13 protein-coding genes, 1 pseudogene and 1 riboswitch are annotated in these 18592 nt (G+C 69.8%); of the genes and pseudogenes, 11 read left to right on the top strand and 3 right to left on the bottom strand.

Features of this window, described 5'->3' with window-relative positions; translation table 11 throughout:
• Positions 1 to 252 precede the first annotated feature (252 nt).
• Genes B6G06_RS09700 through B6G06_RS09690 form a run of 3 tightly spaced genes read left to right on the top strand, consistent with a single transcriptional unit; the run spans position 253 to position 5012 of the window.
• A complete protein-coding gene (locus B6G06_RS09700) occupies positions 253 to 1887 on the top strand; it encodes a DUF262 domain-containing protein (RefSeq protein WP_081172051.1) in 1635 nt (544 codons plus the stop codon).
• The gene (locus B6G06_RS09695) at positions 1884 to 3092 is read left to right on the top strand and encodes a type II toxin-antitoxin system HipA family toxin (protein WP_081172049.1); all 1209 of its coding nucleotides are present in this window, start codon (positions 1884 to 1886) and stop codon (positions 3090 to 3092) included. Before B6G06_RS09700 ends, B6G06_RS09695 begins: the two co-directional genes overlap by 4 nt.
• Before the next feature lie 33 nt (positions 3093 to 3125).
• On the top strand, positions 3126 to 5012 hold the full coding sequence (locus B6G06_RS09690) for a glycoside hydrolase family 13 protein (protein WP_081172047.1): 1887 nt from the start codon (positions 3126 to 3128) through the stop codon (positions 5010 to 5012).
• Between the two features lie 7 nt (positions 5013 to 5019).
• Here B6G06_RS09690 and B6G06_RS09685 read toward each other — a convergent pair whose 3' ends face one another.
• The 3 genes and pseudogenes from B6G06_RS09685 to B6G06_RS09675 all read right to left on the bottom strand — a co-directional run.
• Entirely contained in the window at positions 5020 to 6759 is a 1740-nt protein-coding gene (locus B6G06_RS09685; RefSeq protein ID WP_229657827.1) for a carbohydrate-binding domain-containing protein, read from the bottom strand.
• A 277-nt stretch (positions 6760 to 7036) separates the two neighbouring features.
• Positions 7037 to 7993 (bottom strand): polyphosphate polymerase domain-containing protein, encoded by a 957-nt coding sequence (locus B6G06_RS09680; protein WP_081172045.1) that lies wholly within the window; start codon positions 7991 to 7993, stop codon positions 7037 to 7039.
• A gap of 86 nt (positions 7994 to 8079) precedes the next feature.
• A pseudogene (locus tag B6G06_RS09675) lies at positions 8080 to 8652 on the bottom strand (DUF4956 domain-containing protein); the annotation flags it as partial.
• A 596-nt stretch (positions 8653 to 9248) separates the two neighbouring features.
• Here B6G06_RS09675 and nrdH point away from each other — a divergent pair.
• The 8 genes from nrdH to B6G06_RS09635 all read left to right on the top strand — a co-directional run bounded on the left by nrdH (position 9249) and on the right by B6G06_RS09635 (position 18583).
• On the top strand, positions 9249 to 9494 hold the full coding sequence (nrdH, locus tag B6G06_RS09670; protein WP_080462258.1) for a glutaredoxin-like protein NrdH: 246 nt from the start codon (positions 9249 to 9251) through the stop codon (positions 9492 to 9494).
• A gap of 14 nt (positions 9495 to 9508) precedes the next feature.
• Complete coding sequence (gene nrdI, locus B6G06_RS09665; RefSeq protein ID WP_081172041.1) at positions 9509 to 9919, top strand: class Ib ribonucleoside-diphosphate reductase assembly flavoprotein NrdI; 411 nt, start codon at positions 9509 to 9511, stop codon at positions 9917 to 9919.
• Positions 9904 to 12060 (top strand): class 1b ribonucleoside-diphosphate reductase subunit alpha, encoded by a 2157-nt coding sequence (gene nrdE, locus B6G06_RS09660; protein ID WP_081172039.1) that lies wholly within the window; start codon positions 9904 to 9906, stop codon positions 12058 to 12060. Before nrdI ends, nrdE begins: the two co-directional genes overlap by 16 nt.
• Positions 12061 to 12569: 509 nt before the next feature.
• Positions 12570 to 12702, top strand: a riboswitch (FMN riboswitch).
• Positions 12703 to 12802: 100 nt separating this feature from the next.
• Positions 12803 to 13870: a bifunctional diaminohydroxyphosphoribosylaminopyrimidine deaminase/5-amino-6-(5-phosphoribosylamino)uracil reductase RibD gene (gene ribD, locus B6G06_RS09655; RefSeq protein ID WP_240494058.1), complete on the top strand. Its 1068-nt coding sequence runs from the start codon at positions 12803 to 12805 to the stop codon at positions 13868 to 13870.
• A 20-nt stretch (positions 13871 to 13890) separates the two neighbouring features.
• Positions 13891 to 14532, top strand: a complete 642-nt coding sequence (locus B6G06_RS09650) for a riboflavin synthase (RefSeq protein ID WP_081172037.1) — start codon at positions 13891 to 13893, stop codon at positions 14530 to 14532.
• On the top strand, positions 14529 to 15803 hold the full coding sequence (ribB, locus tag B6G06_RS09645) for a 3,4-dihydroxy-2-butanone-4-phosphate synthase (protein ID WP_081172035.1): 1275 nt from the start codon (positions 14529 to 14531) through the stop codon (positions 15801 to 15803). The genes B6G06_RS09650 and ribB overlap by 4 nt, the downstream gene beginning before the upstream one ends.
• 10 nt (positions 15804 to 15813) lie before the next feature.
• The gene (gene ribH, locus B6G06_RS09640) at positions 15814 to 16287 is read left to right on the top strand and encodes a 6,7-dimethyl-8-ribityllumazine synthase (protein WP_080462253.1); all 474 of its coding nucleotides are present in this window, start codon (positions 15814 to 15816) and stop codon (positions 16285 to 16287) included.
• 328 nt (positions 16288 to 16615) lie between these two features.
• Positions 16616 to 18583, top strand: a complete 1968-nt coding sequence (locus B6G06_RS09635) for a ribonucleoside triphosphate reductase (protein WP_081172034.1) — start codon at positions 16616 to 16618, stop codon at positions 18581 to 18583.
• Positions 18584 to 18592 lie beyond the last annotated feature (9 nt).

Genomic DNA, 18592 nt, shown 5'->3' with positions numbered 1-18592 from the left:
GAGGCGGCGGGCGCCCGTGGCTTCGGTGGGGGGCGTTGCTCGACCTGGACATGGTCATCGTCAGTGGGAACGGGGTGATCGTCATGGGCAGCGCTCCCCTGCCCGGCCCGCTCCATTGCGACTTCGTGCTTTTGGTGACGAGCCTGTCCCCCGCCCGCCGAACTCGTCACCACACCTAGGAACTCGACGCGCTCAGTCGGGGCGTGGCCCATCGCCCGAAATCGTGTTGGTGCGGCCTGGCATGATGGGCGCATGGACGAGTTCCAGGCGATCTCCCGGGCGGAGAGTTACACCATCGGTGAGTTGCACGCCCTTGCGCGCGCGGGGCGCATCCGCGTGCCCGAGTTCCAGCGCTCCTTCCGGTGGGAGACCAAGGACGTCCTCGACTTATTCGACTCGCTCCTGCGAGGCTTCCCCGTGGGCAGCCTCCTGCTGTGGAAGCGGCCGGCCGAGGCCGCTCGCCTGCGGATCGGCGCGCTCGACGTCGAAGCCTCGGAGGTGCCCGATGCCCTGTGGGTGGTCGACGGCCAGCAGCGCATCACGAGTCTCGTCAACGCGGTGGACCCGGACGGCGGCCGTGATCGACGCTTCGCCCTGGGGTATTCCCTCAAGACCGGGAAGGTAGTGCGGCGGCGCGATCCGGAGGAGGACTCCGTGGTCCCCCTTCCCGACCTGTTCGACCTCGGCCGGGCACTCGCCTGGCTGGGGGATCATCCTGAGGCGGCAGAGGCGGCCGACCGCCTCCAGAAGGCGGTCACCCGGCTGACTAGCGCGAAGATCGCGGCGACCATCATGGATGACGCTGATGAGAGCATCTTGAGGGAGGTCTTCGACCGCATCAACAATCGAGGCAAGCCGCTCAGCGACGCCGAGGTATTCGACGCGCTTCACGGAGGACCGGGCAAGGGGCTGACCATTGAAGGCATACGGGCCTCTGTCGCCTCCCGAACGAGTTTCGGTCTGCTTCCCGGCGCCGCAGTCGTCCAGGCGCTCCTCGTGCGTCGGCACACGGATATCACCCGGGATCTTCACGGTGAGTTCTCCGACTCCCGACGCCGGGTGAGCGACTTCCCAGACGAGAGCGAGGAGGAGGCGTACCGGGGCACGGAGGCGGCGCTGCTCGCCGCTGTCCGCTTCCTCCAGGAGGAAGGCGTTCCGCACTGGACCTTCCTGCCCTTCCGATTCCAACTGCTGGTCCTCACCCGCTTCTTCGCGCTCTTCCCCAGCCCGCATGATCGCAACCTCGATCTGCTCGGCCGTTGGCTGTGGCGCACGAGCGTGGGCGCCGACGAGCTCGGGATCAGCGGATCGCAGACCGATCTGCGGAGCATGGCCGCCTGCCTCGTGGTGGATCAGGAGTCGGACTCTATCCAGCGCCTTCTCGCAGCGGCCCGCCTGGAGCACGAGGCGCCATTGCCGGACTTGAGCGTGTTCCGGGCCAATCGCTCCGACTCCAAGGTCATCGCCAGTGCGCTGTGGAGCCTTGAGCCCACCGATCTGCGCACAGGCGAGCCCCTGACGGTTGAGGCCCTCGCGGATATGCTGGTGTCCAGCAGTACGCCGAGCCCCGCCCTTACGGAGCTTGTGCCGGCCGATACTCTTGCCGGGGGCGTTCCAGTGGCGGCGAACCGGATGATCTCAGGGCTGGATCGACGGGAAGTCATGGAGTTCCTGGGCGGCGACGTCAAGCGCTTGGGCTCCCTCCTCCTGACCGAGGGAATCGTCGCATGCCTGCAGAACAACGACGGTGCTGAGGCGATCCGGCTTCGGGGCGACCTTCTTGCCGAGCATCTGCATCGCTTCGTGGCTGTGCGAACCGCCTGGGACCAGGAGGACACCCCGCCATTGGAGGACTACATCGTCGACGACGCCGAGGTCGGCGCATGAACGAGGCTGTCTACGCGGTCCTCCTCCATGGCAAGCACGTGGGCTCACTCCAGCGCCGGGGGGATTTCACGAAGTTCGTCTTCGACGCCGACTACTGGGACCGCCCCCACCGGATGGTCCTGGGGCGCTGGTTCGAGGACCACCCGCGCAAGCAGCAGCACGCCACGAACAGCGTCCCCGCCTGGTTCTCCAACCTCCTGCCCGAGGGGAGGCTGCGCGACCTCATCGCTCGGGAGCAGGCGGTGTCCGGGTACCGCGAGATGGACCTGCTCGAGCGGATCGGCCGCGACCTGCCGGGAGCGGTGTCCGTCGTGCTGGACCCCGCCCAGCCAGTCGACACCTCCTTCGATGACGCGGTCTCCACCTCAGGGCGGGAACCTGTGCCGGTCGCGGGCCCGCGCCGGGCCTCGCTTGCGGGGATGGCGCTCAAGTTCTCCGTGCGCCGAGAGGGGGACCGCCTCGCCGTCCCCGTCCATGGCGAGGACGGCGACTGGATCCTCAAGACTCCGGACCAGTCCTTCCCGGGTCTGCCCGCCAATGAGCGCGCCGTCATGAGCCTGGCCCGTCAGGTGGGGATCGACGTGCCCGAGGTGGACCTGTGGCACCGGGACGACGTCGATGACCTCGGCCCCGGCGCCTGGCCTTCGCAGGAGCCGCAGGCCTACGCGGTGCGCCGCTTCGACCGCTCGCCCGCGGGACGCATTCACATCGAGGACTTCGCGCAGGTCCTCGGACGCCACGGGGCGGGGAGAGCCAAGTACCTGTCCAATGTCGAGACGGTCCTCGGCCTGGCTTATCGTGGCCAGGACTACGACTCGCTCCAGGAGGCGGTGCGCAGGACCGTCTTCAACCTGCTCGTCGGCAACGGCGACGCCCACCTGAAGAACTGGTCCCTCATCTACCCCGACGGCCGTCGCGCCCAACTCTCACCCGCCTATGACCTCGTGTGCACAGGGGCCTATGAGGGGCATGCCGAGCTCGGGCTGCCCTTCCTCAAAGCGACGCGGCTGGCCGACGTCGGGCGTGAGCACTTCGCCCGGCTGCAGAAGGAACTCCGCGTCGGGGACGAGGACGTGCTCGACGTCGTCGATGAGACCGTTGAGCGCTTCCGCGAGGCCTGGGCCGCCGGCCCCGACATGCCCGACGCCGTGACCGCCTGGATCGCCGAGCACCTGAACCCCACCTCGCGGCGGCTCTCAGCGTGAGATCGGCGGCGCCGGGCTCGTGACCATCGCCCCGTGAACACCCCCGCCGCCCTCGCCGACGCCTCGCCCGCATCGGCCCCTGACCCCGACTGGTGGCGCGACGCCGTCGTCTACCAGATCTACCCCCGCTCCTTCGCCGATGCCGACGGCAATGGCATCGGGGACCTGGCCGGTATCACTGACCGCGCCCCCTACCTCGCCTCCCTCGGAATCGACGCCGTCTGGCTGTCCCCCTTCTATCCCTCGGCGCTGGCCGACGGCGGCTACGACGTCGACGACTACCGCGACGTCGCCCCCGAGATCGGCACTCTGGCGGACTTCGACCGCATGGTCGCCACCCTCGCCGCCCACGGCATCCGCGTCATGGTGGACATCGTCCCCAACCACACCTCCAACCGCCACCCCTGGTTCCGCGCGGCTCTCGCCGGCGGTCCCGACGCCCCCGAGCGCGCCCTCTACCACGTGCGCCCCGGGACCGGCGAGGGAGGCACCGAACCCCCCAACGACTGGATGTCCATGTTCGGCGGCCCCGCCTGGGAGCGCATCGAGGACACCGGTCCGGATGGCCGTCCCCTCACCGGCCCCGGTACGGCCCGCCCCTACCAGTGGTACCTCCACATATTCGCCCCCGAGCAGCCCGACCTCAACTGGGACCACCCCCGGGTGCGCGCCGACTTCCTGGCCACCCTGCGCTTCTGGGCCGACCGCGGCGTCGCCGGCTTCCGCGTCGACGTCGCGCCCGGCCTGGCCAAGGACCTGACCGAGCCCTTCCGCCCCTTCGAGCGCATCCCCTGGTGGCCCCTCCCGGCCGACGGCTCCCACCCCCTGTTCGACCGCGACGCCGTCCACGCCATCTACCGCGACTGGCGCGCCCTCCTCGATTCCTACGATCCGCCTCGCTTCGCCGTCGCCGAGGCAGGGGTCTGGCCCTCGCGCCGCGCCGCTTACGCCGCCAGCCTCGGCCAGGCCTTCAACTTCCAGCTCCAGGACGCTGACTTCACCGCCGCCTCCTTCCGCTGGGCCATCGAGGCGGGCCTGGCGGACCTGGCCACCACCGGCTCCACCACCTGGGTGCTCGGCTGCCACGACACCCCGCGCGTCGCCACCCGCCTCGGCTTCGACCTCACCGCCGACGACGCCCCCGAGGACTGCGATCCCGACTACCTCGGCGGGATCGGCCAGCGCATCGCCCGCCGCTGGCTCATGAACGACGGCGCCGCCCCCTTCTGCGATGCCGCCCTCGGCCGCCGCCGCGCTCGCGCCGCCGCGATGGTCGAGATGGCCCTGCCCGGCTCCATGTACATCTACCAGGGCGACGAGCTCGGCCTGCCGGAGGTCCCCGACATCCCCGAGGACCGCCTCGCCGACCCCATCGCCCACCGCATGCGGGACAAGGAGAAGGGCCGCGACGGCTGCCGCGTCCCCCTGCCATGGACCGCAGGGGGCGGCTCCCACGGCTTCGGCCCCGACGGTGCCGCCGAGCCCCACCTGCCCCAGCCCGCCGGGTGGGGCGCCTTCGCGATCGAGACCCAGGAGGCCCAGGAGACCCGGAGGATCCGGGAGGCCGATGGGGAGGGGAGAGCAGGCGCAGCATCCTCCGCCATGCCCGGGCCTGCTACGGCACCCTCCTCCATGCTCTCCCTCTACCGCGCCGGCCTCGCCCTGCGGCGCAGCGCGTGGGCGGAAGCAGGCCGTGAAGCGCGCTGGCTGGAGACGGGCGGCAGCGCCCTCGCCTTCGCCCGGGGCGACCTTCAATGCTGGATCGCCTTCGAGGGCCCCGTCGCCCTGCCCGCCGGCGACGTCCTCCTGGCCTCCGCGCCCCTGGAGGCCCCCGTCGCCCCCGCGGCTCCTGAGGCGCGCGCCGGCGGGCAGGTCATCCTGCCCGCCGACGCCGCCGCCTGGATCCGAGTTCCCTCCTGAGAAGGGCTCAGCTCCCGCTGCCAGGTGCCGCCGGGGCGTTCCCCGGGGCCCGGCCGCCGCCCGGGCCCCCAGGGCCGCCACCGGTCGTCAGGGCGGTGGCGGTCACTGAGGCCGAGCCCCCGGACGTGGTCGACACCGTGTACGTGGTGCCCTCGCTCAGCCCGAGGACAGTGACACTCGGGGCACTGAAGGCGGCCCTCATCGTCGTCGTCCCGGAGGAGTCCGTGAGCGTCACCGCGTCACCCGTGGCGATCGCCGTGGCCGCGCTCGCCCCGACAAGGGTGGTCTCCCCATTGGCGTCCACGGCGCCATCCATGGAACCGACGCTGCCCGAGACCAGGACAGTTCCGCCGGTCACATGCGCCGAGCCGTTGGAGTCCAGTCCATCGGAGCCCGCGTTGCCCACCTGCACCTCGCCGCCGCTGATGGTCAGCACGGAGCCGTCGTCCGACTCGGAGTCCACCTCCCCGTAACCGCCGATCGTGTGATCGCCGCTCGAGGCGTTGATGCCGTCGTCGCCCGAGGTGATGCGCAGGGCGCCGCCGTTGATGTTCACGAAGGCCGCCTGCGCGCCCTCATCCGCGGCGTCGATCGTGACCGCGCCGGAGTCCTGGGTGAAGGAGACCCCCGCGTTGATGCCTTTGGGGCTCGGGGTGGTGGCCTCGGAGCTGGAGGATCGCTGCCGGCCCGGGTCGCCCTTCCCCTCATCGACGGCGTTGGCCTGGCCCCCGCCCGCGGTGATCTGCAGGGTCGTGCTCTCGACCGTGACATCGGTGGCCGCGGCCACGCCGTCGTCCGCGGAGGTCACGGTGATCGTGGCGGCGCCGAGTCGCACGAAGCCCTTGGTGATGTCGTTGTCCTCGTTGGACTTCAGGCCGTCCCCTCCGGCGCTGACCGTGATGGTTCCGGAGTTGATCACCAGGTAGTCCTTGCCGCGGATGGCGTCGTCGGCGGCGGTGACGTTGATCGTGGGGGCGCCGGTGACGATGAGCCCGTTCTTCGAGGCGATACCGTCCTGATAGCCGCCGTTGACCGTGAGGCCGCCGGTGCCGGTGATGGTCAGGGTGTCGGAGGAGAACAGGGCCGCGTCGGCGGCGCCGTCCGAGGCATCGGCACGGGCTGCGCCGTCGGACAGGCTGTTCGTGGTGCCCGAGGCCAGGGTGATGACGGCGGTTCCCGCGTCCTGGATATCGATCGCCGCCCCGTCGGCGTTGGTGATCGTGGCGCCGGCCAGGACGAGGCGCACATCCGCGTCCGGAGCGGCCACGATGATCTCGCCGTCGGTGAGCTCACCGGAGACCACGTAGGTGCCCGCCGCGCTGATCGTCACCGTGGAGCCGTCGACGCTCGCTCCGGCCGACCCCGAGGCCCCGGAGCCGGACACGCTCGCGCTGGTGCCGGACAGGGTGATGGCGGTCGCGGACGAGGCGTCGTAGCCGCCTGCGTCCTCCGCCGCGGTCGAGTCGGCGGCCACCTCGGCATTGGCGCTGTTGATCATCGCGGCGGTCGCGCCGGTGGAGGCCGAGGCCGTCTCCGCGGGGATCTCGGTCCAGGCGGTGGTTGACGAGTCGGCTCCGACGGCCGCCCCGGAGCTGTGAGAGCTCGTGGAACCGCTGGATCCGGAGGCCCCGGTGATGGAGGCGGCACTCGTCCCGCAAGCGGCGACGAGTGCCGCGCAGGCCAGGGCCGCCACGCCTCCTCCCGCTCGGCGGATGGCGCGTCTGGTGGTCAGGGGTGTGTTCATCATGAGCTCCTCTGGGGGACCCGTTGGGGTGGGTCCTGGTCGGTGACACCACCGATGCTTCCCGGACGGCTTATGCGGCCGCTGTGAATGGCGGATGACGCGGCTGCGAAAATGCGGGGGCGGTCGCAGGCCGATCACGGCATCGGCGGCCATATCCGGCGCGAGCATCGAGGAGAAGAACGGGTGCGCCCAGATCCCGGAGCGATGGGGCGGTCACTCGCCGGGGATCTGGGCGTCTTGATGCGGTGGGTGGGGGTTGCTCCTTCGCGGCTGCGAGGGCTCAGTCGTGCGCCTGCGCTTCGGGGGGCCTCGCAGCGCCGGCCAGATCGTTCGTGATGACCCGGTGCCACTTATTTGCGGGAAGGTCGCGTTCGAGGAGGGCCAGGCCGGTGGCGTACTTCGAGATCTTGGCCGGCCGGTGCCCCAGGCTCCAGAGGAAGCGGTCGGCGGGCGACGGTGTCCCGGGGCTCTTCGTCTCGATGATCGCCTGCGGTCCTGCGGGTCGGCCGGCTCCCCGGGTCGCGCCTGTGGCCGAGTGCCGGGAGGCCCGCATGGGCATCCAGGCCAGGCGCGTGTCGATGGTGGCCCGCGCCTCCGCCTGCGGCAAGTGGAGGGTGGTGCGCTCGTAGGTGGTGCCCATGACCGGCGTGAGTGCGGCGGCGATCCGCTCAGCCCCGTCCCGTGCGCGGCACACGCCCGAGCCGAACAGGAGAGCGGCGATGAATGCCCGCCCCTCCGGGGTGAGGCGGTCGGCGTTGTCGAGGGCCCACGGGATGCGTTCCTTGATGGTGGCGCCGCGGGGCCCCCGGGTCTTGACCTCGAGGAAGCACAGGTCGGAGTCGAGGTATGAGCGGGTGCGCACCTTGAAGCGCCTCCTGCGCTTGCGGGCCGCGAGGTGATAGGCGGCGAGGTCGGGGGTGTCGAAATAGGTCGAGGCGTAGGCGAAGGAGCGCTGCCCCTTGATCTCCAGGGCTCGGGACCTGCCCGCGATCCCTGAGGCGAGCGCGTCCAGGAGGCCCTGCGCCGCCTCGATGGGCACGAGGTACTTGCGGTCCATGCGGGTCAGCAGCCCCGCGGTGGCGTTGAGCTCGTCGAGGCTGATCGCGTCGAGGGCCCGCGTGCTCAGGGCCGGACGCGTGGCCGCTGCGGTGAGATGGCCGGTGAGCGTGCGCGCCACCGGGGTCAGGGGGGTGGTGCTCGGGGAGAGGCTGGTGGCTGTTGTGGTTGCGGCGGTCATGATCCCCTCCTCTCAGGGGCGTCGTGGTGGGGTGGGGCGCGGCGTGCTCAGCGCAGCGCGGTGAGGGGCTCGTAGCGCGGCTGGATGGCCGGGGCGGCGGGGGCGGGCGCGCTGGGGAGGGTGTAGCGGACATCCACGAGCGTGGTGTCATCGACGAGGTCGAGGCTTTGCACGGTGAGGCTGCGGACGGTGCCGCCCAGGAGGGCCTCCAGGCGGGCCCTGAGCTCGGCTTCGTTGGGGATGGCGCGGTCCACCGTGACGATCTGGTGGCGGTTGCGCCCCAGGAGCGAGGGGTGGTCGCCGATCCACAGGGAGACGACGACGAGCGCCATGAGGGCGGCGACCATTGCCAGTGGGGCGGTCTGGATCCCGCCGAGGAGGCCGAGAGCCAGCGCTGCGAAGAAGTAGGCGACCTCGTGCTGCTCCAGCTCGGTGGAGCGCAGGCGGATGATGGACAGAACACCGAAGAGGCCCAGCCCCAGGCCGGCGGCCACAGACGCCGTCGAGAGCAGGAGGGTGACCGCCAGAACGCCGATGTTGACGCCGATGTACGCGGCCACGAGGTCCTTGCGGTGGTGCCGGCGGGAGTAGAGGGCGCCCACGAGGATGCCGAGCGCGGTGATGTCGGCAGCCATGTAGGCGAGGGAGAGGGTGGTCATGGGGATCACTCCTGAGTGTCGTAACTGGCTGGTGATGACTAGTGAAAAGCCTGATCCCATGGAGAGCCTGTGAGAACGGTGAGAGTGGCGCATGGAATTCATCCCATGGGCCGGGTCCGGAATGAGCCCGGCCCGAGCCATGGGATGCGGGAGGGGCGACACGCCGACGCCGCACTGCGATGCAGATGACTTTTCGATCTCGATCCCCAGGGTGGGGAGGCGCCGCGCGCGCGGCGCCTCCCGCGGCTGTGGCTAACGCCCCCGGATTCGTGTCAGACCCCCGCGGCAGCATGGTGGCGCGGGTTCGAAGGGGCCGGGCCCCATCGTCGCCGGGATCGTCGGGCAGCGTCGTCCACCTGCTGTCCACAGGCCGAGGCCCGCTGTCCACAGGGAGGAGGAGTGCTATGCACAGCAGCGTGGTGGACACATCATCTTGGGGTGGTGGACCATCCCCACCCCCAGGGGTAGTGTTCAGGACTGCGAGGGACTCGCGCCCTCCCAAGAATGACAACCGTGTGGTTACGCCCGTGGAACCTCCTCATCGCAGCGAGGCCGGGGCGGCCGCAGGGGGCTCCGATCAAGAGGAAGGTCCGGCCATGCCGATCACCGTCTACAGCAAGCCCAACTGCTTCCAGTGCACCGCGACCTACCGCGCCCTGGACAAGGCCGGCCTGTCCTACAGCACGGTGGACATCTCCGTCGATGTCGAGGCCCTCGAGCAGGTCAAGTCCCTCGGCTACGCCCAGGCCCCCGTCGTCATCGCCGGTGGGGACCACTGGTCCGGCTTCCGCCCGGACAAGATCAAGGGCCTCGTCGCGGCTGCTGAGGCCGTCGCGATCTGAGGCGGCGGCGAGTCGTGCCTGACGCGCCCCTCCTCGTCTACTTCTCCTCCGTCTCGGAGAACACGCATCGCTTCGTCGGGAAGCTCGGCTTCCCGACGAAGCGGATCCCCCTCCTTCCCAAGGAGTCCCCCCTGAGGGTTGACGACGAGTACGTCCTCGTCGTGCCGACCTACGGTGGTGGCGCCGTGAAGGGGGCGGTGCCCAAGCAGGTCATCCGCTTCCTCAACGACGAGCACAACCGATCCCTGTGCCGTGGCGTCATCGCGTCCGGCAATACCAACTTCGGCGAGGCCTACGGCCTTGCCGGGGACATCATCGCCGACAAGCTCGGGGTGCCCTACCTGTACCGATACGAGCTGCTCGGCACGCCCACCGACGTCGATCGCGTCGCACAAGGATTGGAACAGTTTTGGCAGACACGCTGACGGACACCGGTCTGGAGCCCTCTGGAGCCCCCGAGCTCGACTACCACGCGCTCAACGCAAAGCTCAACCTCTACGACGCGAACGGCAAGATCCAGTTCGACGCCGATCGCGCCGCCGCGCGCCAGTACTTCCTCCAGCACGTCAACCAGAACACCGTGTTCTTCCACGACCTCGAGGAGAAGCTCGAGTACCTCACCGAGGAGGGCTACTACGAGAAGCACATCCTCGACAAGTACGCCCCGGCCTTCGTCAAGAGCGCCTTCAAGGCCGCCTACGCCCACAAGTTCCGCTTCGAGACCTTCCTGGGCGCTTTCAAGTACTACACCTCGTACACGCTCAAGACCTTCGACGGCAAGCGTTACCTGGAGCGCTTCGAGGACCGCGTCACGATGGTGGCCCTCGCCCTGGCCGACGGCGACGAGCGACTCGCCCTCGACCTCATCGACGAGATGATGACCGGCCGCTTCCAGCCGGCCACCCCCACCTTCCTCAACGAGGGCAAGGCTCAGCGCGGCGAGCCCGTCTCCTGCTTCCTCGTGCGCATCGAGGACAACATGGAGTCCATCGCCCGCGGCATCAACTCCGCCCTCCAGCTGTCCAAGCGCGGTGGCGGCGTCGCCCTGCTGCTGACCAACCTGCGTGAGATGGGCGCCCCCATCAAGCGGATCGAGAACCAGTCCAGCGGCGTCATCCCGGTGATGAAGCTCCTGGAGGACTCCTTCTCCTACGCCAACCAGCTCGGCGCCCGCCAGGGCGCGGGGGCGGTCTACCTGCACGCGCACCACCCGGATATCATGCGTTTCCTGGACACCAAGCGCGAGAATGCCGATGAGAAGATCCGCATCAAGACCCTCTCGCTCGGCGTCGTCATCCCGGATATCACCTTCGAGCTCGCCAAGAATAACGAGGACATGTACCTGTTCTCCCCTTACGACGTCGAGCGCGTCTACGGGGTCCCCTTCTCGGATATCAACGTCACCGAGAAGTACCGCGAGATGGTGGACGACGGCCGGATCAAGAAGAAGAAGATCAACGCCCGCATCTTCTTCCAGACGCTGGCCGAGATCCAATTCGAATCCGGCTATCCGTACGTCATGTTCGAGGACACGGTCAACAAGGCCAACCCCATCAAGGGCAAAGTCGTCATGTCGAACCTGTGCTCCGAGATCCTGCAGGTCTCCGAGGCCAGTCGGCTCAACGAGGACCTGTCCTACGCCTATATCGGCAAGGACATCTCCTGCAACCTGGGCTCCCTCAACATCGCCAAGACCATGGACTCCCCGGACTTCGCGCGCACCATCCGCACGGCTGTACGCGGACTGACCGCCGTCTCTGACCAGACGCATCTGCCCAGCGTCCCCTCGATCGACCGTGGCAACCACGAGTCCCATGCCATTGGCCTGGGTCAGATGAACCTGCACGGTTTCCTGGCGCGCGAGTCCATCTTCTACGGCAGCGAGGAGGGCCTGGACTTCACCAACGTCTACTTCGCCTCCGTCCTCTTCGCGGCTCTGGACGCCTCCTGTGACCTGGCGATCGAGCGGGGCCGGACCTTCGTGGGATTCGAGGACTCCGCCTACGCCAGCGGCGAGTTCTTCACCAAGTACACCACCCAGGACTTCGTCCCCGTCACGGAGAAGGTCAAGGCCATCTTCGAGGCCTCCAGCGTGCACGTGCCCACTCGCGAGGATTGGGCGCGCCTGGCCGCCAAGGTCAGGGAGCACGGCCTGTACAACCGCAATCTCCAGGCGGTGCCGCCCACCGGTTCGATCTCCTACATCAACGGCTCGACCTCCTCGATCCACCCGATCGTGGCCAAGATCGAGATCCGCAAGGAGGGCAAGATCGGGCGCGTCTACTACCCGGCGCCCTACATGACGAATGACAACCTGGAGTATTACCAGGACGCCTATGAGATCGGCCCGGAGAAGATCATCGACACCTACGCCGCGGCCACGCAGCACGTCGACCAGGGCCTGAGCCTCACGCTGTTCTTCCCCGATACCGCGACCACCCGCGACGTCAACCGCGCCCAGATCTACGCGTGGCGCAAGGGCATCAAGACGCTCTACTACATCCGCCTGCGCCAGGCCGCCCTCGAGGGAACCGAGGTCCAGGGCTGCGTGAGCTGCATGCTGTGAACGACGGTGGTGGTGCTGGTTGCGTCGAGGGCGGCCGGCACCACCATGTACGCCACGGCCAGCAGCGGCGTCATGTGCTCGGCGAGCGGTCGGTAAGTCGCGGGGGCGAGGAGCGCGGCAGGAGGGCCGCGAGCATGATGAGGGGAAGACCGTGACAGCGATGCGGGCGTTGCGCTCCTGAGCGCGATCGTCGATGCTCGGCGCGGGGGAGGGGCTGTCGCGCTATGTCGGGGGGTGGGTGGCCGGTCAGGTCTTGAATGCCGTCCGGTGATGCGGCGCGGGTGGGGTCTTGGCGCCACATGTGCGCGCAGCCGGGGAGGCGCTCACGGCGCAACCCCACCCGCAGGACCATCGGCCGCCAGCCGAACGGGGCGTGGGCCAACTCGCCCACCCACCACACCGTCACGGGGCACGACCATGGCAACCGCTCCGATGACACCACTCATCGGCCTCGACCGGACGGCACAGCACGATGGCGCGCTCCCACAGCCTGTGGCAGACTGTTCGCGTCATGTCCCGGGGACGGTGAGATTCCGTACCGGCGGTCACAGCCCGCGACCCGGTGGTCGATCCGCTCGACAACCGGCTGATCTGGTGGAACTCCAGAGCCGACAGTGAAAGTCTGGATGGGAGGGAGCATGGGCGCGCTGGCCGCATCGGCCCCACCCGGGGCCGCCGTCCCAACGCGCCTCGCGTAGAACGCGCCGCCCTCCCCTCGCCCCGCAGCCGAGAGGAGCAGGAAGTGAGAGGCGGGAACCCGCGCGAATCGACCTGGACGCGTGCCGAGAGCGAGGCCATGTCCGCGGCCCTCGAGGCCGCCCGCCAGGGCCCCCGCGGCGCCAATCCCCTCGTGGGCGCGGCCATTCTCATCGACGGGCGGATCATCGCGGTCGGCCACCACCGGGGCGCCGGCACGCCCCATGCGGAAGTCGACGCCATCGACGCCGCCCGCCACGCCGGAGCGGACTTCAGCCGAGCCGAGCTCCTCGTCACCCTCGAGCCCTGCGGCCACACCGGCCGCACTCCGCCCTGCGCCCAGGCCATCATCGATGCTGGCATCCCCCGCGTCATCCACGCCATCGACGACCCGAACCCCACCGCCTCCGGTGGGGCAGCCGCCCTTCGCGCTGCCGGCGTCGAGGTCCGCAGCGGTCTCCTGGCCTCCGAGGCCACCGTCCTCAACGCCCGCTGGCTCGAGTGCGCCCGCGCCCGCCGCCCCTTCGTCACCGCCAAGACCGCCATGACCCTCGACGGGCGCATCGCCGCCGCCGACGGCACCAGCCAGTGGATCACCGGCCCCGCCGCCCGAGCCTCCGGCCACGACCTGCGCGCACGGGCGGGCGCGATCCTCGTCGGCTCGGGCACCCTCGCTGCCGACAACCCCCGCCTCACCGCCCGCGTCGGCTCGGGTGCTTCCAGCGCCTCCACGTCCCCCATCCACCAGCCGCTGCGCTGCGTCATGGGCCTGCGCCCCGTCCCCTCGGATGCCGCCCTGCGCGCCGACGACCACTGGCTCCACCTGCCCACCCGCGATCCCCGCGAAGCCCTCGCTGTTCTCGCCGAGCGCGGCATCGGACACGTCCTCATCGAGGGAGGTGCCACCGTGCTGACCGCCTTCCTCGCCGCGGATCTCGTCGACGAGCTCATCGTCCACATCGCACCCCTCCTCCTGGGCTCCGGCCGCGGCGCCGTCGGCGACCTCGGTATCGCCACCCTCGCCGGCGCCCATCGCTTCCAGCCAGACTGCCCGCCCGTCCTCCTCGGCGACGACATCGTCATCCGTTGCACCGCCTCCCCGCGCGCCCACTGACCCCATACGGAAGGACCCCCATGTTCACAGGCATCATCGCCGGCACGGGTACCGTGCTCGACCTCGCGCCCACTAATCGCCCCGGCGTCACCCGGCTCATCATCGATGCGGGCGAGCTCATCGCCGACCTCCCCGACGGCGGCTCGCTCGCCGTCAACGGGGTCTGCCTGACCGCCGTGCCCGCCCCCGGCGCCTTCGCCGCCGACCTCATGGGCGAGACCCTTCAGCGCACCACGCTCGGCTCCCTCGGCGCCGGCAGCCGCGTCAACCTGGAGCGCTGCGTGCCCGCGGGCGGCCGCCTCGACGGTCACATCGTCCAAGGTCACGTCGACGCCGTTGGCGCAGTCCTGGCCATCACGGACCAGGGCGGGTGGATGCTCATGCGCGTTTGCCTCCCCGCTCCCCTGGCGGGTCAGGTCGCCGCCAAGGGCTCCATCGCCGTCGACGGCGTCTCCCTCACCGTCACCGGCGTGAGCCCCGCCGACGAGCGCGAGCCCTGGTTCGAGATCGGCCTCATCCCCGCCACCCTGGCCACCACCACCCTCGGTGAGGCGCGGGTGGGAGCCCTCGTCAACCTGGAGACCGATGTCGTGGCCAAGTACGTCGCGCGCCTCGCCGACGTCGGGGCCGCCCACTCCGCGCAGACGGGGGAGACCGCATGAGCGCCTCCGCGATCCCCGCCGGGTTCGACGACGTCGTCCGCGCTGTCGAGCAGCTCGCCGCCGGCCGCCCCGTCATCGTCACCGACGACGCCGACCGTGAGAACGAGGGCGACCTCATTGCCGCAGGGGGCCTGCTCACCGCGCAGACCCTCGGCTTCCTCGTGCGCCACACCTCCGGCTACATCTGCTCCCCCATGACCCGCCAGCGCGCGCGGAGCCTCGGCCTGGACCTCATGGTCCCCGACAACCAGGATCCCCGCGGCACCGCTTACACGGTCAGCTGCGATGCCGCCAGCGGCGTGACCACGGGCATCAGCGCTGCCGACCGCGCCCTGACCATCCGCACGCTGGCCGACCCCGGTTCCACCGCCACGAGCCTGCACCGGCCCGGCCACGTGCTTCCCCTCATCGCCCGCGCCGGCGGCGTCCTCGAGCGCCCCGGGCACACCGAGGCCGCTGTGGACCTGTGCCGCCTGGCCGGCCTCGAGCCCGTGGCCGCCATCGGTGAGATCGTTGACGACGCCGGCGCCCTCATGCGCGTCGAAGCCCTGCGCGCCTTCAGCGCCGAGCACGGCCTGACCATGCTCGGCATCGATCGCCTCGCCGCCTGCCTGCGCGGCCTGTCCGCCTTCCAGCGCAGCGAGGCTGTCGAGCTGCCCACCGACCGCGGTGTCTTCGAGGCCATCGCCTGGAGCCGCGCAGACGCGATCGGCGCTTCCGAGTCGGGCGCCAGCGGTCCTGCCGAGATCGCCGGAGCCCCGGCCGAGCACCTGAGCCTCGCGGCCCCCGGCGCCCGCCCCGCCCCGGTGCCCCTCGTGCGCCTGCACTCCGAGTGCCTGACCGGTGACGTCTTCGCCTCCCACCGCTGCGATTGCGGCCAGCAGCTCGACGCCGCCATGGCGCGCGTCCAGGCCGAGGGAGGCGCCGTCATCTACCTGCGGGGTCATGAGGGGCGTGGGATCGGTCTGGTCAACAAGCTGCGCGCCTACCACCTCCAATCCCAGGGCGCGGACACGGTCGAGGCCAATGAGCTCCTCGGCCTGCCCGGTGAGGCCCGCGAATGGCGTGACGCCGCGGACATCCTGGCCGAGCTCGGGCTGCGCCGCATCCGCCTGCTCACCAACAATCCTCTCAAGGTCGAGGCCATGCGGCGCGCTGGGATCGATGTCGTGGGCGCCGAGCCCCTGGAGATCCCCGCGCGACCGCAGAACCTCGCCTACCTGCGCACCAAGCGCGATCGCATGAACCACGCCCTCACCCACCTGTCCTGAAGGAGGAGCCATGTCCGGATCCGGAGCACCGACCACTGCCATCACCCCCGGTCTCGCCGGCCGTCCCCTGCGCCTGGCCATCGTCGCCGCCCAGTGGCATGACGCCGTCATGAACGGCCTCATCGGTGGCGCCACGCGCCTTGCCGCCGAGGCCGGCATCACGCCCGATATCATTCGCGTCCCCGGCAGCTTCGAGCTTCCTCTGGGCGCGCAGCGGGCCGCGGCGGACCACGACGCCGTCGTCGCCCTCGGCGTCGTCATCCGCGGCGGCACCCCGCACTTCGACTACGTCTGCGATGGCGCCACGGCCGGCCTCATGCGCGTCATGCTCGACACCGGCGTCCCCGTGGGCTTCGGCCTGCTCACCTGCGACGACGAGCAGCAGGCGCTCGATCGGGCCGGCCTGGAGGGATCCGTGGAGGACAAGGGCCGCGAGGCCGCGGCCGCCGCCCTGGCGATGGCGCGCGGTGCGGGTGCCGCCTGATCCCCGAAGTGGCGAGGTCGACGCGCCGCCCGGTCGCCGGATGTGTGACGCGCGCCTCAATCCGCTCGCCTAGCATCGGTCGGCCGACCGCCCCTCCCCGCTGCTGGGTTTCACCGTCGTCCCGCCGAAAAGTCGATGGTTATCGGTGTGAGAGTTACTGCTTCGCAACCGTATGAGACCACAAGATATTGTGGTTGATGGAGTCAACATGCCCACATAGTGTGTTGCATGAGTGTGATTCGGGGGTAAGGTCGGTCGCGTCGTCGGCCGCGCGGCACCCCAGTGGGGCCCGCGAGCGTCATCGCAGACAGCACAGAGGGAGAGAGCAGTGCCCGCACAGCCCGAGAACCAGTCCGCCCGCCCCGCCGAGCCCGTCGGCTTCTCCCCCGCGGCCCGCCCCGAGCTCGTGGCCCAAGGCGCCGCTGACTCCGCTGTGGCCGGAGGGGAGCGCCCTGTCGTCGACGCCGTCGCCACCATCACCGAGTACCTCGACCGCTCCGACTGGCGCGTCAACGCCAACGCCAACCAGGGCTACTCGCTGGGCGGGATGATCCTCAACACCTCCGGCAAGATCATCGCCAACTACTGGCTGAGCCAGATCTACTCCCGCGAGGCCGGCCGGGCCCACCGCGAGGGCGACCTGCACATCCACGACCTCGACATGTTCGCCGGGTACTGCGCCGGCTGGTCGCTCAAGTCCCTCCTCCAGCAGGGTTTCAACGGCATCCCCGGCAAGATCGCCTGCAACCCTCCCAAGCACTTCTCCTCCGCCGTCGGGCAGATCGTCAACTTCCTGGGCACCTTGCAGAACGAGTGGGCCGGCGCCCAGGCCTTCTCCTCCTTCGACACCTACATGGCCCCCTTCGTCCGCCTCGATTCCATGACCTACGAGGAGGTCCGGCAGGGGATGCAGGAGCTCATCTTCAACCTCAACGTCCCCTCGCGCTGGGGCACCCAGACGCCCTTCACCAATCTCACCTTCGACTGGACCTGCCCCGCCGACCTCGCCGAGGAGCACCCCCTCGTCGGCGATGAGCTCTGCGACTTCACCTACGGCGACCTCGCCGAGGAGATGGGCATGATCAACCGCGCCTTCATGGAGGTGATGACCGACGGCGACGCCGACGGCCGCGTCTTCACCTTCCCCATCCCCACCTACAACATCACCAAGGACTTCGACTGGGAATCGGAGAACGCCGAGCGGCTGTTCACCATGACCGCGAAGTACGGCCTGCCCTACTTCCAGAACTTCATCAACTCCGAGCTCGACCCCGGCATGATCCGCTCCATGTGCTGCCGCCTCCAGCTCGACCTGCGCGAGCTCCTCAAGCGCGGCAACGGCCTGTTCGGGTCCGCCGAGCAGACCGGAAGCGTCGGCGTCGTCACCATCAACATGGCGCGGCTGGGCTATCTCCACCGCGGTGACGAAGCCTCCCTCACCGCGGCCCTCGACCACCTCATGGAGTTGGGGCGCGACACCCTCGAGCTCAAGCGCACCGTCATCCAGCACCACATCGACACCGGCCTCTTCCCCTTCACCAAGCGCTGGCTGGGCACTCTCGACAACCACTTCTCCACCATCGGCGTCAACGGCATGAACGAGATGGTCCGCAACTTCACGGCGGATGAGTACAACCTCACCGACCCGCGCGGCCACGCCATGTGCGTGCGCATCCTCAACCACGTGCGCGCCGCGATGGTGGAGTTCCAGGAGGCCACCGGACACCTCTACAACCTCGAGGCCACCCCCGCCGAGGGCACCACCTACCGCTTCGCCAAGGAGGATCTGCGCCGCTTCCCGGACATCCTCCAGGCCGGCACTCCCGCCAATCCCTACTACACGAACTCCTCGCAGCTGCCGGTGGGTTACACGGACGACCCCTTCGCCGCTCAGGAGATGCAGGAGGAGCTGCAGACCAAGTACACCGGCGGCACCGTTCTGCACCTGTACATGAACGAGCGCATCTCCTCGGCCGCCGCCTGCAAGGAGCTCGTGCGCCGCTCGCTCACGGCGTTCCGCACCCCCTACATCACCATCACTCCCACCTTCTCCATCTGCCCGGTCCACGGCTACCTGCCCGGCGAGCAGGCCACCTGCGAGAAGTGCTCCGCTCTCCACCCCGACGCCGAGCCCACCGAGTGCGAGGTCTGGACCCGCGTCATGGGTTACTTCCGGCCCGTGCGCTCCTTCAACATCGGCAAGAAGGGCGAGTACGCCGAGCGCCGGATGTTCACCGAGGGTGCCGCCGCCGAGCACGGCCCCGTCGCCTCCCGACTGACCGCCGTGAGCGCGTGAGGGCCCACG

Origin of the sequence: Actinomyces gaoshouyii (assembly GCF_002076915.1) — a bacterium.
GTDB classification, from domain to species: Bacteria; Actinomycetota; Actinomycetes; order Actinomycetales; family Actinomycetaceae; genus Actinomyces; species Actinomyces gaoshouyii.
The sequence above is the reverse complement of the archived record's forward strand: the minus strand, read 5'-3'. Positions and strand labels throughout refer to the sequence as shown.